Annotated in this window: 3 protein-coding genes; all 3 read left to right on the top strand. The window is 73.3% G+C overall.

Going from position 1 to position 18,547, the window contains the following annotated elements; translation table 11 throughout:
- Positions 1-84: 84 nt before the first annotated feature.
- The 3 genes from BKA14_RS14755 (at position 85) to BKA14_RS14745 (ending at position 18,456) form a co-directional block, all read left to right on the top strand.
- Positions 85-1,434: a lysine N(6)-hydroxylase/L-ornithine N(5)-oxygenase family protein gene (locus BKA14_RS14755; RefSeq protein ID WP_184951502.1), complete on the top strand. Its 1,350-nt coding sequence runs from the start codon at positions 85-87 to the stop codon at positions 1,432-1,434.
- Between the two features lie 73 nt (positions 1,435-1,507).
- Complete coding sequence (locus BKA14_RS14750) at positions 1,508-18,247, top strand: non-ribosomal peptide synthetase (RefSeq protein WP_184951501.1); 16,740 nt, start codon at positions 1,508-1,510, stop codon at positions 18,245-18,247.
- Positions 18,244-18,456: an MbtH family protein gene (locus tag BKA14_RS14745; RefSeq protein ID WP_184956758.1), complete on the top strand. Its 213-nt coding sequence runs from the start codon at positions 18,244-18,246 to the stop codon at positions 18,454-18,456. Before BKA14_RS14750 ends, BKA14_RS14745 begins: the two co-directional genes overlap by 4 nt.
- Positions 18,457-18,547: the final 91 nt, after the last annotated feature.

Raw genomic sequence — 18,547 nt, 5'->3', positions numbered from 1 at the left:
CAGGGTATTCGTGTGAGTACCCGCAGCTCACAAGGCTGTCGAATCCGCGCCCCGGGCATGCCCGGCCCACGTGATGGGACACGTATGTCAGAGGAACCTTTCGACGGCGACCGGTCCGTTCTTGATCTGGTCGGCGTCGGGTTCGGTCCGTCCAATCTGGCCTTGGCGATCGCGGTCGCCGAACACAACGCGGAGCGCCGGCGCACGCCGGGGACGCCCCCGGTCACCGCCGCCTTCGTGGAGCGCCAACGGGCATTCGGCTGGCATCGGGGGATGCTGCTCGAGGACGCGACGATGCAGGTCTCGTTCCTCAAAGACCTCGTCACCCTGCGTAATCCGAAGAGTGACTTCAGCTTCCTGTGCTACCTGCAGAGCCGGGACCGGCTGATCGACTTCATCAACCAGAAGAACTTCTTCCCGTCCCGCATGGAGTTCCACGACTATCTGCAGTGGGCGGCCGAGCTGGTCGACGGCGACGTCACGTACGGCCGTGAGGTCGTGGCGATCCGGCCCGTGCTGCACGACGGCGACGTGGCGTGGTTCGACGTGGTCTCGGCCGACGTCACCGGCGCCGCCGAGCCGCTGGTGCACCGGGCCCGCAACCTGGTGCTGGGCACCGGCCTCACGCCGCGGCTGCCCGACGGGGTGACCGCCGACGACCGCATCTGGCACACCCGCGACCTGCTGCCCAGCGCCGAGCGGCTCAAGGTCGAGGCCCCCTCGTCCAAGCGGTTCGTGGTGGTCGGCGCCGGGCAGAGCGCGGCCGAGGCCGTCGACTACCTGCACCGCGAGTTCCCGCAGGCCGAGGTCAATGCGGTGATCACCCGGTACGGCTACAGCCCGGCCGACGACAGCGCCTTCGCCAACCGCATCTTCGACCCTGCCGCCGTGGACGACTTCTTCGCGGCGCCCGCGCAGGTCAAGCAGATGATGCTCGACTACCACGGCAACACCAACTACTCGGTGGTCGACCAGGACCTGATCGAGGACCTGTCCCGCCGGGTCTATCAGGAGAAGGTGCGCGGCGAGGAGCGGCTGCGGCTGCTCAACGTGTCCAAGGTGACCGAGGCCGTCCGCCTGGGCGACAAGGTGCACACCGTGGTCGAGTCGATGATCACCGGAGAGCGGCAGGTGCTGGAGGCCGACGCCGTGGTCTTCGCCACCGGCTACCGCCAGCCCGACCCGGCCGCGCTGCTGGGCGACCTGGCCGCCGAGTGCCGGCGCGACGAGGCCGGTCAGGTCGTCGTGGCCCGCGACTACCGGGTGGACCTGGGTCCCCGCGTACGGGCCGGGGTCTATCTGCAGGGCGGGACCGAGCACACGCACGGCATTTCGTCGTCGCTGCTGTCCAACACGTCGGTGCGTTCGGCCGAGATCCTGGCCTCGGTCGCGCGGCGCACGACGAGCACGCAGCAGCCCTCGCTGATCAGCTGACCCACCCCCCACCGACGTCACCTTCGAGAGGTGTTGCTCCGCTGTGCCCGAAATCGCCCGAACCGAGTCTGTCGTGACCCTGGCCACCTGGCCCGAACTGTTCTCGGCCCAGGTGCGCCAACGACCCGGGGCGGTGGCAGTCGTCCACGAGGACACCGCCCTCACCTACGCCGAACTCGACGAGCGGGCCAACCGTCTGGCCCACGCGCTGATCGCCCGCGGCGCCGGACCGGAACAGGTGGTCGGGCTGTGCCTGCCCCGCTCGGCCGACCTGATCGTGGCCGAGGTGGCCGTGCTCAAGGCGGGCGCGGCCTACCTGCCGATCGACCCCGAGTACCCGGCCGAGCGGATCGCCTACCTGCTCCGCGACGCCGCGCCGATCTGCGTGCTCAGCACCGCCGGCCTGGCCACCGTGCTGCCCGGCGACGCGGTGCGGCTGGAGGACCTGGCCGCCGAGCCGCACCCGGCCACCGCACCGGCCCCCGCGCTGACCCCGGACAACGCCGCGTACGTCATCTACACCTCCGGCTCGACCGGCCGGCCCAAGGGTGTCGTCGTGTCGCACTCGGGCGTGGCCAAGCTGCTGGCCACCGCGACCGAACGGCTCGGGCTGGGCCCGCACAGCCGGGTCCTGCAGTTCGCCTCGCCCAGCTTCGACGTGGCCTTCTTCGACCTGTGCAACGGCCTGCTCACCGGCGGCCGCCTGGTGGTCGTGCCGGCCGAGCGGCGGGTGCCCGGCCCCGAACTCGCCGGCTACGCCCACGAGCACGGCGTGACCATGATGATCCTGCCGCCCGCGTTGCTGGCCGCCATGCCCGCCGACTGCACCCTGCCGGCCGGCGCGACGCTGCTGGCCGGCACCGAACGGGTCTCGGCCGAACTGGTCAACCGGTGGGCGCGGGGCCGGCCCATGTTCAACGCGTACGGGCCGACCGAGGCCACCGTCAACTCGACGCTCGGCCGGTGCGACCCGGACACGCCGCCCGGCGCCACCGTGCCCATCGGCGTGGCCGACCCCGGCACCACCTGCCACGTGCTCGACGCCGCGCTGCGCCCGGTCGCGGCGGGCGCCGTCGGCGAGCTCTACCTGGGCGGGTCCGGGCTGGCCCGCGGCTACCTGGGGCGGCCCGCGCTGACCGCCGAGCGATTCGTCGCCGACCCGTACGGGAAACCGGGGGAACGCCTCTACCGCACCGGTGACCTGGTGCGGCTGCGCGAGGACGGGCGGCTCGAATTCGTCGGGCGCGCCGACAACCAGGTCAAGGTGCGCGGCTACCGGATCGAGCCGGGCGAGATCGAGACCGTGATCGGCCGGCACCCCGCGGTGGCCCAGGTCGCCGTCGTGGCCCGCGAGGACAAACCGGGCGACGTGCGGCTGGCCGCCTACGTGGTGCCCCGGCTGGACGGCCCGGCGGAACAGGTCGAGCAGTGGAAGGAGCTGCACGAACTGCTCTACACGGCCGGCCGCACCGAGTCCTGGGCCGAGAACTTCACCGGCTGGAACAGCAGCTACGACGGGCTGCCGATCCCGGTCGAGCAGATGCGCGAATGGCGCGACGCCACCGTCGACGCGATTTTCGCGCTGCAGCCGCGGCGGGTGCTCGAGATCGGCGTCGGCAGCGGCCTGCTCCTGTCGCGGATCGCCCCGCACGTCGAGGCGTACTGGGGAACCGATCTCTCCGAAGAAGCGATCCACACGCTGCGCGGGCATTTCCCCGGCGTCGAACTGTCGGCCCGGCCCGCCGACGACGTGGACGGGCTGCCGCCCGGGTACTTCGACACCATCGTGATCAACTCGGTGGCGCAGTACTTCCCCTCCGCCGACTACCTGATCGACGTGCTGACCAAAGCGTTCGGGCTGCTCGCGCCGGGTGGCTCGGTGTTCCTGGGCGACGTGCGGCACCTGCTGACGCTGCCGGCGCTGCGGGCGGGCATCGAGGCCGTACGGCATCAGAAGGCCGACCCGGACGCGGTGCGGCGCGCGGTGCTGTGGGAAGGCGAACTGCTCGTCGACCCTGACCTGTTCGCCACCCTGCCCGGCGTGACGTCCGCGGCCGTGTGGGTCAAGCGCGGACGTTTCCACAACGAGCTCACCCGTCACCGCTACGACGTGGTGCTGCGGACCGCCCCCACCTTCCGGGCCGCGCCGGCCGACGAGATCACGTGGGACGAGCTGTCCTTCACCGGCGAGACCCCGGTGCGGATCAGCGGCCTGCCCAACGCCCGGCTCGCCGCGGACGTCGCGGCCCTCACCGGCAGCGCTCCCGGCGGCCACGACCCGGAGGACCTGTACCGGCTGGCCGAGCGGCACGGCTGGCACGCCGAGGTCACCTTCACCGCGGGCGCTTCCGACGGCCGCCTCGACGTGGTCTTCACACCGCCCGGCCTGACGCCGCAGCCCGCCTACCGGCCCTCGGGCAACCCGCCCCCGTACGCGAACCGGCCGGCCCCCTTCCGCGACGCCCACGCGCTCATGAACCTCCTGCGCGCCCACGCCCGCAGCTGGCTGCCCGACTACATGGTGCCGTCGTCGTTCGTGCCGCTCGACCGCATCCCGATGACCACCGCGGGCAAGGTCGACCGGGCCGCGCTGCCCGCCCCCGACTTCGCCGCGCTGACCACCGGCGGGGCCGCCCGCGACGCCCGCGAGGAGGTGCTCTGCGCCCTCTACGCCGAAGTGCTGGGCCTGCCCGAAGTGGGTGTGGACGACGACTTCTTCGCGCTCGGCGGCGACAGCATCGTGTCGATCCAGCTGGTCATCCGGGCCCGCCAGGCCGGGCTGGTGGTCACCCCGCGGCAAGTCTTCCAGCACCGCACGGTGGCCGCGCTGGCCCCCGTGCTCACCACCACCGGCGACGACGTGGACGACGACCCGTCGGCGGGCGTGGGTGAGATGCCGCTGCTGCCGATCATGACCTGGCTCGACGAGTGCGGCGGCGACTTCCAAGCCTTCAACCAGTGGCTTCTCGTACGCGTCCCGGCCGGCGCCGACCTTCCCCGCACGCTGCAGGCGATCGCCGACCGGCACGACGTGCTGCGCTCCCGGCTCGTCCGCGGCACCCCCAGCCGGCTCGTGATCGCGCCGCCCGGCTCGGTCGACACCGCACAGTGGCTGCAGCGGATCGACGCCGCCGGGCTGACCGAGAGCCAGATCCGCACCCTGGCCGACGACGCGGCGCAGCAGGCCGGGCGGCGGCTCGACCCGTCGGCCGGGGTGATGGCGCAGGCCGTCCACCTCGACCCCGGCTATCTGGTGCTGGTCGTGCACCACATCGTCGTCGACGGCGTCTCGTGGCGGATCCTGCTGCCCGACCTGGCCGAGGCGGGGGCGGGCACCGCCCCGGCCCCGATCGGCACGCCCCTGAAGCGCTGGGCCGAGATCGTCACCGCGGACGCGCACCGGCCCGGCCGGATCGCCGAACTCACGCACTGGACCGCGCAGCTGAGCGGCCCCGACCCGGCCTTCGGAAGCCGTGCGCTCGACCCGGTCGCCGACCTGGAGACCGTACGGCGGCTGACTTTGCGTCTCTCCGCCGACCACACGAGCGCGCTGCTCACCACCGTGCCCGCGGCCTTCCACGCCGGGGTCAACGACGTGCTGCTGACCGCGCTCGCGCTGGCCGTCACCGACTGGCGGCGGGCCCGCGGCATCGACACGCCGCCCCCGCTGATCGCCCTGGAAGGCCACGGCCGCGAGGAGCAGATCGACCCGGCGGCACGCCTGTCGCGCACGCTCGGCTGGTTCACGAGCATTTTTCCCGTACGGCTGGATCCCGGCCCGGACGACGTCGGCACCGCGCTGAAGCGGGTCAAGGAACAGCTCAACGCCGTGCCCGACCACGGCCTCGGCTACGGGCTGCTGCGCTACCTCAACCCCGGCACCGCGGCCGTGCTGGCCGAGCTGCCGGTGCCGCAGATCAGCTTCAACTACCTGGGCCGGTTCGCCGTCGCCACCGGCCCGGACGCGCCGTGGACCCCCGTGCCCGGCGCCGGCGTGCTGGCCGGCGGCTACGACGCCGACATGCCCGTCGCCCCGTACACGCTGGAGGTCAACGCCTTCACCGAGGACTACCCGGACGGGCCGCGCCTCGGCGTGACCTGGGCCTACCCGGCGGCCCTGATCGACGAGGCGGCCGTGACCGAGCTGGCCCAGGGCTGGTTCACCGCCCTGACCGCCCTGGTCGCGCACGCCTCCGCGCCCGGCGCCGGGGGCCACACCCCGTCCGACTTCCCGCTGGTGCCACTCACCCAGGAGGACGTGGACTCCCTGGCCGCCGACGACGTGCTGCCGTTGACGCCGCTGCAAATGGGCTTCTACTTCCACGCCGGTGACAGCACCGACCGCTACGAGGTGCAGCAACTCGTCACCCTGGACGGTCCGCTGGACGCCGACGCGCTGCGCCGCTCCGTGCAGGGCGTGCTGGACCGGCACGCGCCGCTGCGGGCCGGGTTCCGCGACCTGGCCGACGGCCGGATCGTGCAGGTCGTCGTGGACGGTGTGGTCGCCCCGTGGCGGGTCGTGCCGGCTGACTCGGTCACGGACGCGCTGCTGGCCGAGGAACGCGACGCCGGCTTCGACCTGGCGACGCCGCCGCTGCTGCGCTGCCTGCTCGTGCGGCACGCCCCCGACCGGCACACGCTCGTGCTGACCCACCACCACATCGTCACCGACGGCTGGTCGGTCGCCGTGTTCCTGCGCGACCTGCTCGACGGCTACGCCCCGCACGGCCGGCCACCGCGACCGGCCGCGGTCACCCCGTACCGCCGCTACCTGGAGTGGCTGGCCGGCCGCGACCAGCAGGCCGCCGCCGACGCCTGGCGGGCCGCCCTGACCGGCTTCACCGAGCCCACACTGCTCGCCTCGCCCTCCGCGGCCCCCGGCCCCGTACGGCAGGTCGTCGTGGAGCTGCCGGACGACGTCGCCACCGGGCTGACGCGGCGGACCCGGGCCCACGGGCTCACCCTCGGCGCGGTGCTGCACGGCGCCTGGGGCCTGCTGCTGGGCCACCTGACCGGCCGCCACGACGTCGCCTTCGGCAGCACGGTCTCCGGCCGCCAAGCCGACGTGCCCGGCATCGAATCGATGATCGGCCTGTTCATCAACACCGTCCCCGTACGGGTGCGCTGGCACGCCGCCGAGCCCCTGATCGACGTGCTGGTCCGGCTCTCCGGCGAGCAGGCCGCCCTGCTCGACCACCAGCACCTCGGCCTGGCCGCGATCCAGCGCCTGGCCGGCGTGGGGGAACTGTTCGACTCGCTCGTCGTGCTGGAGAACTACCCCGACCACACCGGACTGGCCTCGGAAGGCCTGCGGGTCACCGGCGTCACCTTCCGCGAAGCCACCCACTACCCGGTCAGCCTGCTCGTGACCCCCGGCCCGCGGCTGGGCCTGACCGTCGAATACGACCCGGCCCGGATCAGCCCCGCCACCCTGAAGCAGCTCCGCGCCGGACTGGCCCAGCTGCTCACCGCGGTCGTCCACACACCCGCCGAACCGGTCGGCCGGATCGCCCCCCACCACACGGCCCTGCCCGCGCTGGAAGGCCCGGTCCTCGACGTCCCCGACACCACGCTGCCCGCCGCGATCGCCGCGCAGGCCGCCCGCACCCCGTCCGCGGTGGCCGTGCTGGCCGGCGAACGCAGCCTGACCTACCGCGAGCTGGACGACCGCTCCAACGACCTGGCCGCCCGCCTGATCGCGCAAGGGGCCGGCCCCGAACGGATCGTCGCCGTGGCCGCACCCCGCCGCGTCGAGCTGATCGTCGCGCTGCTCGGCGTGCTGAAATCCGGCGCCGCCTACCTGCCGCTCGACCCCGCCCACCCCGCCGACCGTCTCACCACCGTGCTCGACGACGCCGGCGCCACCCTGGTCGTCACCACCGGCGACCTGGTGGACCGGCTGCCCCGCCGCACGTACGTGCTGGTCGGCGACCACCCGGTGACCGCTGCGCCGGTCGTCACGCGTCTCCGTCCCGACCACCCCGCCTACTTGCTCTACACCTCCGGCTCGACCGGCCGGCCCAAGGGCGTGCTGGTCAGCCACCGAGCCGTCGTCAACCAGCTGGAATGGTCCCGCCGCCAGTTCCCGCTCGACGGCGCCGACCGGATGCTGCAGCTGGCCCCGATCGGCTTCGACACGTCGGTCTGGGAGATCTTCTGGCCCCTGTACGCCGGCGCCGCCGTCGTGCTGCCGCCCGCGGACGCCGCCCAGGACCCGGCCGACCTGGCCGCCCTGATCCGCCGCCACCGCGTCACCGCCCTCACGATGGTGCCGTCCCTGGCCGCGGCTTTCCTGCTCTCCGACGCGGCCCGCGACGACACCACCTGGACGTCCACGCTGCGCTGGGTCTCCAGCGGCGGCGAAGCCCTGACCGGCGACCTGGCCCGCCGGTGGCACGAGCTCACCGGCACCCGCCTGGACAACTTCTACGGCCCGACCGAGACGGCCGTCCAGGTCACGTGGTGGCCCAACGACGGCACCCACGGCCCCGCCGTCCCCATCGGGGCCCCCGTGGCCAACACCCGCCTGTACGTGCTCGACGACCACCTGCAGCCGGCCGTCGAGGGCGAGCTGTACGTGGCCGGCGCCCAGCTGGCCCGCGGCTACCAGGGCCGCCCCGCCGAGACGTCCCACCGCTTCGTGGCCGACCCGTCCGGCCCACCCGGCACCCGCATGTACCGCACCGGCGACGTGGTCCGCCGCACCCCCGGCGGCACCCTGACCTACGTAGGCCGAGCCGACGACGAACTCAAGATCCGCGGCACCCGGATCGACCCGTCCGAGATCGAGTCCTGGCTGCTCTCCCAGCCCGGCGTGGCCCAGGCCGCGGTGGTCGCCCGCCCCACCCCGACAGGCGGCATCAACTTGGTGGCCTGCGTAGTACCGGCCCGACGCCCCACCGCACCCAGCCCCGTTGTGGATGCTGCTGTCGCGCACAGCCAACTCGCGGAAGGCGCTGTGGCGCACAGCCGGGCGGTGGACAGCCGGCCGGTGGAGAGCCGTGTTGTGGACGGCGCTGTTGTGGGCGGCCGAGCTGTGGATGGCCGTGTTGTGGACAGCGCCGCTGTGAACCGCACCGGTTTGGACGGCCTTGCCCCGAACGGACCGGCCCTGCTCGCGGCGGCGGCCACGGCCCTGCCTGCGGCGCTCGTGCCTTCAGCTGTGCTGGTGATGGACACGATGCCCCTGAACGCGAACGGCAAGGTCGATCGAGAAGCGATCATCGCTCCCGCATCGGCTCCGGCTTCCGTCAACGCAGTCAACACGAGCAATCAAGTCAACACGAGCAATCAAGTCAACACGAGCAATCAAGGCAATACTGGCAATGCCGTCGACATTGATGGCGCCGTCAATGCAGGTAGTGCCGTCAACATTGATAGTGCGGTCAATATGGGCGGTGACGTCAGCACGGACGGTGGCGTGAGCACGAGCGATGCGGTCAACATTGATGGCGCCGTCAATGCGGGTAGTGCCGTCAACATTGACTGTGCGGTCAATGTGGGCGGTGGCGTCAGCACGAGCGATGCGGTCAACATTGATGGCGCCGTCAACGCGGGTAATGCCGTCAACATTGAGGGCGCGCTCAATACGGGCCGTGGCGTCAATACGAGTGGGGCGGTCAACATTGATGGGGCGGTCAATACTGGCGAGGCCGTCGACGTTGATGCAGTGGTCGGCGCTCGGGAAGTGGTCGGCACAGCCGAGGTGATCGATTCCGTCGCCGGGTTGGCGGGGGGTGTGAGCGGGGCAGGTAGTGTGCCTGCGGGATCCTCGGGGCGGCCGCGGGATGAGCGCGAGCGGGCGCTGGCCGACATCTTCGCTGCGGTGCTGAACGTGGCCGAGGTGGGTCCCGAGGGTGACTTCTTCGCTCTGGGCGGGGACAGCATTCTGTCCATCGCGGTGTCGAGCCGGGCTCGGCGGCTCGGCATGGGGATCGCGCCGCGGGATGTGCTTGCCCTTCGGACGCCTCGGGCGTTGGTGGCCGGCCTTCCGGCTGTTGCAGTGGAGGTGCCGGGCAAGTCCGAGCCGATGGTGGAGTCCGACGGGGTCGGGGACGTGCCGCTGCTGCCGATCGTGCACTGGCTGCGGGACACCGGGAACTCGATCGACCGGTTCACCCTGCCGGTCCTGCTCCACGTGCCGGCGCACGCCGACGTGACCCGGGTTCTGCAGGCGGTGCTGGACCGGCATGACGGCCTGCGGCTGCGGTTGCGCCGGATCGCCTCGGTGCTGTGGACGCAGGAGGTCACCCGGGCGGTCGACGCCGGGGAGTTGATCCGGCGCGTTGACGTGTCGGCGCTCCAGGAGGACGACCTGGCCGAGGTGATCACCACCGAGGCGTCCGCCGCCACCGATCGGCTCGATCCGGACGCGGGGCGGATGGTGCAGGCCGTCTGGTTCGACGCCGGTGACCGGCCCGGCCGGCTGTTGCTCATGGCCCACCACCTGGTCGTGGACGGCGTCTCCTGGCGGATCCTGCTCGACGACCTGGCCCTGGCCGCCGCCGGCACGGCGCTTCCGGCCGTGGGTACGTCGCTGCGCCGCTACGCCCAGGCCGTGCAGGCCCAGGCGCAGGCCCCGCAGCGGCTGGCCGAGCTGGAGCACTGGATGCAGGTGCTGGCCCCGGGCGCCGAGCTGCGGCCGGGCGCCGCCGTGGCCGGGACTGTGGCCCGCCGCCGCACCACCCGGCTGGGCCCGGCCGAGACGCGGGCCTTGCTGACGGCCGAGATCACCGAGACGTTGCTGGCCGCGCTGTACCAGGCAGTGCGGGGCGCGGACGGCGGCGAGCTGCTGGTCGAGGTGGAGCGGCACGGCCGGGAGCAGATCGAGCCGGGGCTGGACCTGGCCCGTACGGTCGGGTGGCTCACCGCCGTCCAACCGGTGCGGCTCGACGGTGCTGATGCCGGCCGGATCGGGGAGCAGTTGCGGGCCGCGCCCGACGGTGGGCTCGGCTACGGCATGGTGCGGCACCTCAACGCGCAGACCGCGCCCATCCTGGCCCGTTTCCCCGCGCCGCAGGTCCTTTTCAACTACTACGGGCGGTTCCCGGCGGGCACGGGCGAGCCGTGGACCCCGGTCGACTTGCCCACCGAGGTGAACGGCGGCCTCGACCTGGCGCACCTGCTGCAGGTCGACGTCGTCTGCGAGGAGACGGCGCACGGCCCCGAGCTGGTCACCACCTGGACGTGGGCCGACGGGCCGCTGAGCGAGCAGGACGTCACCGCTGTCGCCGACGCGTGGTCCGCGGCCCTGCAAGGGTTGGGGCCTGCGCTGCTCCGGCTGTCCGAGGACGACCGGGTTCGCGTACGGGAGATCACCGACGGGGACGTCTGGCCGCTCTCGCCGCTGCAGGAGGGCCTCTACTTCCACGCGAGTTACGAGGCCGGGGCGCTCGACGTCTACACGGGGCAGGACGCGTTCGACCTCGGTTTCCGGGTCGACCTCGGCCGTCTGCGGCGGGCCGGGCGGGCGCTGCTGGCCCGCAACGACGGCATGCGCGCCGGGTTCGCCAGCGAAGGGCTGAGCCGGCCGGTGCAGTTCGTCCCGCACGGGTTGGACCTGCCGATCGACGAGGTGGTGGCCGATTCGGACGCGGCCGTGGCCGAGGCGATGGCGCGGGACCGGGCCCGGCCGTTCGACCTCGACAGGCCGCCGCTGTGCCGGCTCACCGTCGTCCGGCGGCCGGACGGGCGGGACCGGCTGATCGTCAGCCACCACCTGATCCTGTGGGACGGCTGGTCCGAGGAGCTGTTCGTCGAGCAGCTGTTCACCCTGTACGAGCGGGACGGCGACGCCACCGGCCTGCCCCCGGCCGGCTCCTACCGTGACCACCTGGCCTGGCTGGCCGGGCAGGACAAGGCGGCCGCGATCGAGCACTGGCGGGCGGCCCTGGCCGGGCTGACCGAGCCGACGATGATCGGGCCGGCCGGCCGCAGCCTCGCTCCGGCGCTGCCCGAGCGGCACACGGTCGAGCTGGACGAGGCTTCCTCGCAGCGGCTGCGCGACGCCGCCCGTACGCACGGCCTGACCCTCAACACCGTGTTCAGCGCGGCCTGGGGGCTGGTGCTGGGCGGGTTCACCGGGCGCGGCGACGTGGTCTTCGGCATGACCGTGGCCGGGCGGCACGGTGACGTCCCGCTGGTCGACAGCATCGTCGGCCTGTTCCTCAACACCGTTGCCGTACGGGTGACGCCCGACCCGCGCGAGTCCGTGCTGGACCTGCTGCGGCGCCTGCAGGACCAACGCCTGGAGCTGATGAACTACGACCACGTGGGCCTGGCCGACATCCAGCGCGCGGCCGGGCACGCTCAGCTCTTCGACACCCTGTACGTGATGCAGAACTTCGTCGACGAGAACGAGTCGGCCGACCGGGAACGCCGGCACGACTTCACCGTCGTCGACAGCGTGGACGCCACCCACTATCCGCTGACCCTGGTCGTCACGCCGGGCCGCCGGTTCCGGATCGCGCTCGACCACCGGCCCGAGGTCGTCGACGGTCCGGCCGCGCGGGCGCTGCTGGACCGGCTGGCCGCCGTGCTCGATCGCATCACGACCACGCCGGAGCGGGCCGTCGGCGCCCTCGACCTGCTCACCGTGGACGACGTGGCGATCCTGCGGGACGACTGGGACCGCACCCGCAACCCGGTCGGCGACGACACCGTGGCCGACTTGCTGGCCGACCAGGCCGCCCGCACCCCGGACGCGATCGCTCTGGTGGCGGGTGAGCAGCGGCTCACGTACGCGGAACTCGACGCGCGGGTCAACCGGATCGCCCGGTTGCTGCTGGCCCGCGGGGCCGGCCCGGAGCAGGTGGTCGCGCTCGCGTTGCCACGCACGCTGGACATGGTGGCCGCCCTGTTCGCGGTGTTGCGTACGGGAAGCGCTTATCTGCCTCTGGAAATGGACCTGCCGGCCGAGCGGCTCGCGTTGATGCTGGCCGACACCGAACCCATGTGCGTGCTCACCTGCACCTCGGTGCGCGGGCTGCTGCCGCCGGCCGACGTGCCCGTGGTGGACCTGGACGCGCCGATCGACTTCCCCGGCGACCCGCTGCCCGGCCACCGCGGCGTCCCGGGGCGGCTCGAACACCCGGCGTACATCATCTACACCTCCGGCTCGACCGGGCGGCCCAAGGGTGTCGTCACGCCGTACCGGGGCCTGACGAACATGCAGCTCAATCACCGCGAGGCCATCTTCTCGCCGGTCGTGGCGGCGGCCGGGCGGCGGCTGCGGATCGCACACACCGTGTCGTTCGCCTTCGACATGTCGTGGGAGGAACTGCTCTGGCTGGTCGAGGGGCACGAGGTGCACGTCTGCGACGAGCAGCTGCGCCGCGACGCCGCGGGCCTGGTCGCCTACTGCGACGAGCACGGCATCGACGTCGTCAACGTGACCCCGACCTACGCCCACCACCTGATCGAGCAGGGGCTTCTGGACAACCGGCCGCCGCTCGTGCTGCTGGGCGGGGAGGCCGTGCCCGACTCGGTGTGGAGCCGGCTGCGCGACACCGACGGGGTGACCGGCTACAACCTGTACGGGCCGACCGAATACACGATCAACACGCTCGGCGGTGGCACCGGGGACAGCGCCACCCCGACCGTCGGGCGGGCCATCTGGAACACCCGTGCCTACATTCTCGACGAGTTCCTGCGCCCGGCCGCCCCGGGTGCGCCCGGCGAGCTCTACATCGCCGGGATCGGGCTGGCCCGCGGCTACCACCGGCAGACCGGGCTGACCGCCGAGCGCTTCGTGGCCGACCCGTACGGCGGGCCGGGGGAGCGGATGTACCGCACCGGCGACCTCGTGCGCCGCCGCCCCGACGGCAACCTCGACTTCCTGGGCCGCACCGACGACCAGGTCAAGATCCGCGGCTACCGGGTCGAGCTGGGCGAGGTCGAGTCGGCGCTGGCCGGGCATCCGCTGGTGCAGCAGGCGGCCGTGGTGGTCGATGCGGGCAAGCGGCTGGCCGGCTACCTCGTACGGGGTCCGGAGTGGCCCGGCGACGAGGCCGGGCTGGGGCAGGTCCGCTCGTACGTGAAGGAACGTCTGCCCGGCTACATGGTGCCGGCGGCGATGGTCGCGGTGGACCGTCTGCCGCTGACGGTCAACGGCAAGCTCGACGTCCGGGCCCTGCCGGCGGCCACCGTGCCGACCACGGCGGGCACCCGGCCCCCGTCGACGCCGGCCGAGACCGCGCTCTGCCAGATCTACGCCGACCTGCTCGAAGTGCCCGAAGTGGGCGCCGACGACAGCTTCTTCGAGCTGGGCGGTCACTCCCTGCTCGCGATCCGCCTGGTCAGCCGGGCCCGTACGGCGCTCGGGGCCGACCTGTCGATCCGTGACCTGTTCGAGGCGCCGACAGTGGCCGAGCTGGCCGCACGCGTCACCACGAGCGTGACAGCCCGGCCCGTTCTCAGGCCGGCCCCGCAACGGGAGCGGCCACCGCTCTCGTTCGCCCAGCGCCGCCTGTGGGTCCTCGACCAGATGCACGGCCCGTCCGCGGCCTACAACTTCCCGCTGACGCTGCGCCTGCGCGGCCCGCTCGACATCGAGCGGCTGCACGACGCGCTGCACGCCGTGGTGGCCAAGCACGAGGTCCTCCGTACGGTCATCGCCTCCCACGACGGCGAGCCGTACCAGCGGATCCTGCCCGTGGCGGAGGCTCGCCCGCCGCTCGAAGTGGTCGGGGACGGCGACGTGGCCGAGATCGCCGCCCGCCCGTTCGACCTGGCCGCCGATCTGCCGCTGCGGGCCACGGTCATCCGGCGCGGACCCGACGACCACGTGCTGATCCTGCTGCTGCACCACATCGCGACCGACGAATGGTCCGACGGCCCGTTCCTGGCCGACCTGGCCGCGGCGTACGAGGGCCGCGAACAGACGACGCTGCCGGTGCAGTACGCCGACTACGCCCAGTGGCAGCGGGAACTGCTGGCCCAGGTCGAGACCGAGCAGCTCGGCTTCTGGCGCACCACCCTGGACGGCGCGCCCGAGGAGATCCCGCTGCCGCTGGACCGCCCCCGCCCGGCCGAGCCCGGCGCGGCCGGGGACGAGGTGACCGTCGACCTGCCCGCCGGCGTGCTGCGCGGCCTGCGCGAGCTGGCGGCGGCCGCCGGGGCCAGCCCGTTCATGGTGGTCCACGCCCTGACCGCGGCCCTGCTGCACCGGCTCGGGGCGGGCGACGACATCCCGCTCGGTGCCCCGATCGCCGGCCGCACCGAGGAGGACCTGCACGACCTGGTCGGTTTCTTCGTCAACACGCTCGTGCTGCGCACCGACCTGAGCGGCGACCCCAGCTTCGCCGCGCTGCTGGCCCGGGTCCGCGACACCGACCTGGCCGCCTTCGCGCACCAGGACGTGCCGTTCGAGGCGGTCGTGGAGGCGGTCAACCCGCCGCGCGCGCTCTCCCGGCACCCGCTGTTCCAAGTCATGGTCGTGCATCGCAACCAGACGGCGGACGCGTTCACGGTGGCCGGGATCGCCGTGGCGGACGAGCCGCTTCACACCGGCACCGCCCGCTTCGACCTGGTGGTGGAGATGGACGCCACGACCGCCCGGCTCGTCTACCGCACGGAGCTGTTCGACCGTACGACGGTGGAACTGCTGGCGCGGCGCCTGGTCGCGGTGGCCGCCGCGGCGGTGGCCGCCCCGGACGCGCCCGTCAGCCGGCTCGGCATCCTGGTCGGCGACGAGCGCGAGCGCGTGCTGCGCCGGTTCAACAACTCCTCCCGTACGGTCGAGGAACTGAGCCTGCACGAGGCGTTCACCGCGCGGGCCGTCGAGCAGCCGGACGCGCTCGCCGTGGTCGACGGCGACCGCACGCTCACCTACGCCGAGCTCGCCGCCCGCGCCCACCGCCTGGCCGGGGTGCTCGCCGCGCGCGGGGTGCGACCCGAAAGCGTCGTCGCCGTGGCCACCCCGCGCTCGCTGGAGACGATCGTGGCGGTGCTCGGCGTGCTCGAACTGGGCGCCGCGTTCCTGCCGCTCGACCTGCAGCATCCGGCCGACCGGCTGGCCTTCATGCTGACCGACTCGGGTACCCGGCACGTGCTCACCACCGAGGCGGTCGCCTGCACCCTGCCTGCGGTGGACGGTGTTGATCGGGTGCTGGTCGGCGCCGACGAGCCCGGCGCCGGCGAGCTGCCCCAGCCGCCGCAGGGTATCGACCACGCCGCGTACGTCATCTACACCTCCGGCTCGACCGGCCGGCCCAAGGGCGTCACCGTCACCCACGAGGGCATCGGCAGCCTGGTCGCCACGGCCGTCGACCCGATGGGCGTGACCGCCGCGAGCGGCATCCTGCAGTTCGCCTCGATCGGCTTCGACGTGTTCGCCTTCGAGGTGTCGATGGCGCTGGCCACCGGCGCCCGGCTCGTGATCGCGCCGGACGAGGCGCGCACACCCGGCCCGGCCCTGACCCACCTGCTTTCCCGGTACGGGGTGAGCCACGCGATCCTGCCGCCCTCACTGGTGGCCGCGCTGCCGCCGGGCGCGGAACTGCCGGCCGGCCTGACCGTGCTGGTCGGCACCGAGCAGGTCCCGCCCGAGGTGATCACACGCTGGGCCGCCACGCTGCGCCTGTTCGTCGCGTACGGGCTGACCGAGGCCACCGTCAACTCGACGCTGTGGCGGGCCACGCCGGCCTGGGAAGGCGTGGTGCCGATCGGCCGGCCCGACCCCAACACGGTGGCCTATGTGCTGGACCGGCGGCTGCAGCCGGTGCCGCCGGGCGCGATCGGTGAGCTCTACATCGCCGGCCGCGGACTGGCCCGCGGCTACCTGGGCCGCCCGGAGCTGACCGCGCAGCGGTTCGTGGCCGACCCGTACGGGCCGCCCGGCGCCCGCATGTACCGCACCGGCGACCGGGCCCGCTGGCGGGCCGACGGGCTGATCGACTTCCTGGGCCGCGTCGACGACCAGGTCAAGATCCGGGGCCACCGGATCGAGCCGGCCGAGGTGGAGACGGCCCTGACCGCCCACCCGGACGTGGCGCAGGCGGTCGTCGTGGCCGACGGCACCGGCGACACGACCCGGCTGGTCGGTTACGTCGTGGCCGCGAACGCCGACGTCGACCCGGTCGCCGTGCGCGACGACCTCGCCGCCCGGCTGCCCAGCTACCTGGTGCCCGCGCTGGTCGTGGCGGTCGACGGCGACCTGCCGCGCACCCCGAACGGCAAGGTGGACCGGCGCCGGCTGCCCGCGCCCGACTGGGCGGCCCTGGCCGGTGACGCCGCGCCGATCACCGACGTGCAGGCCCGGCTGGCGGCGCGCTTCGCCGACATCCTCGGGCTGCCGCGGGTGGGTGTGGACGACAACTTCTTCGCGCTCGGCGGGCACTCGATGTCGTGCATGCGGCTGATCGGCGCGGTCCGGGCCGAGTTCGGGGCCGACCTGCGCGTGCGTGATGTGTTCGACACGCCGACCGTGGCCGGCCTGGCCCGGCTGGTCGACCGGCCCGCGTCGCCGGCCCGGCCCGCCCTGACCGCCCGGCCCGCCGGGGAGGAGGCCGACGGCCGGGCCGCGCCCGCGCAACGCCACCTGGCGGCGACCGCGCACGGGGGCTGGGACCTGGCCTTCGTCTTCCGGGGCGTCGACGGGAACGCCTTCGCGGCCGCGCTCGACGCCGTCGTCGACCGGCACGCGCCCCTGCGCACCGGCTACCGCTGGGCGGCCGGGGAGCTGTGGCGGGTCGACGTCGAACGGCCCGTGCTGGAACGCGTCGACCGCACCGGCGAGTCGCTGGAGGAGCAGCTGACCCGGCTGAGCCGCGAACCCGTCGACATGACGGGCCGGGCGCCGCTGCGGGCCCGCCTGCTCGGCTCCCGGACCGTCCTGCTCACCGTGCACCACTTGGGCGTCGACGAATGGTCGGCGGTGCCGCTGATCCGCGACCTGGCCTGCGCGTACGAGGGCACGGCGTGGGAACCGCTGCCGGTCGACTACGCGGACTACACGCGCTGGCAGTACGAATTGCTGGGCGACCCGGCCGACCCCGGCTCACGGTACGCCCGGCAGCGGGCCTGGTGGACGGCGCAACTCGACGGGCTGCCCCGGCTCGACCTGCCCGGCGCCCGGCCCGGGCCGGAGCAACCGACGGGGCGCGGCGGCCTGGTGCCGATCGTGCTCGACCCGGCCGTCCACCGGGCGGTCGACGAGCTGGCCCGGCGTACGGGCACCAGCATGTTCATGATCTTCCAGGCCGCCCTGGCCGCGCTGCTGACCGGCAGCGGGGCAGGCACCGACCTGCCGGTCGGGGCGCTGGTGGCCGGCCGTTCCGAGCCCGGACTGGCCGACCTCGTGGGCTGTTTCCTCAACACGGTGGTGCTGCGCACCCGGACGGATGGGGATCCGACGTTCGCCGAGCTGCTGTCCCGCGTACGGGAAACAGATCTTGGTGCCTTCGATCGTCAGGACCTGCCGTTCGACGCGCTCGGCCGCACCCCGCAGGTGCTGATCGTGCATCACGAGGAGGCCCGGCTGGCGCAGGTCGGCGGGCTGCCCATGGACACGCTGCCCACCGGGGCCGTGCGGGCCGAGCTGACGCTCAGCTTCTACGAGCCGGCCGGTGACCGCCCGATCCACTGCGACCTGGAATACGCGGCCGACCATTTCGACCCCGACCGGATGACGGAGCTGGCCGCCCGTTTCCGGCGCCTGCTGGCCGCCGCACTGGCCGACCCGAACCGGACCCTGACCGACCTGCTCACCGCCTCCGAATCCGTATCCACCCCCGCACCCTTATCCGCTCCCGCACCCGCCCCCGCCTCCGCAGCCGTATCCGCATCTGTATCCGCATCCGAGAGGACGAACTGATGACCAACCCCTTCGAGGACGCCGACGGCCGCTACCTGGTGCTCGTCAACGACGAGGACCAGCACTCCCTGTGGCCCTCGTTCGTCGACGTGCCCGCCGGCTGGTCTGTCGCGTTCGGCGAGGACACCCGCGCCGCGTGCCTGGAATACGTGGAACGGACCTGGACCGACCTGCGGCCGCGCTCGCTGCGCGAACGAATGGCCTCCTGACCGCCCGGCTCCGGCCTTTCGGCTCCGGCCGTTCGGCTGGGGGCGCTCGGCTTCGGCCGCTCGGCTCGGCCGTTCGGCTCGGCCGTTCGGC

It is taken from the genome of Paractinoplanes abujensis, assembly GCF_014204895.1.
Taxonomy (GTDB): Bacteria; Actinomycetota; Actinomycetes; order Mycobacteriales; family Micromonosporaceae; genus Actinoplanes; species Actinoplanes abujensis.
This window is presented reverse-complemented; position numbering and strand designations above follow the sequence as displayed.

Bases quoted from the DNA above. Each gene is read 5' to 3' on its own strand.
- BKA14_RS14755 (WP_184951502.1), top strand. From the start codon at position 85: ATGTCAGAGGAACCTTTCGACGGCGACCGGTCCGTTCTTGATCTGGTC.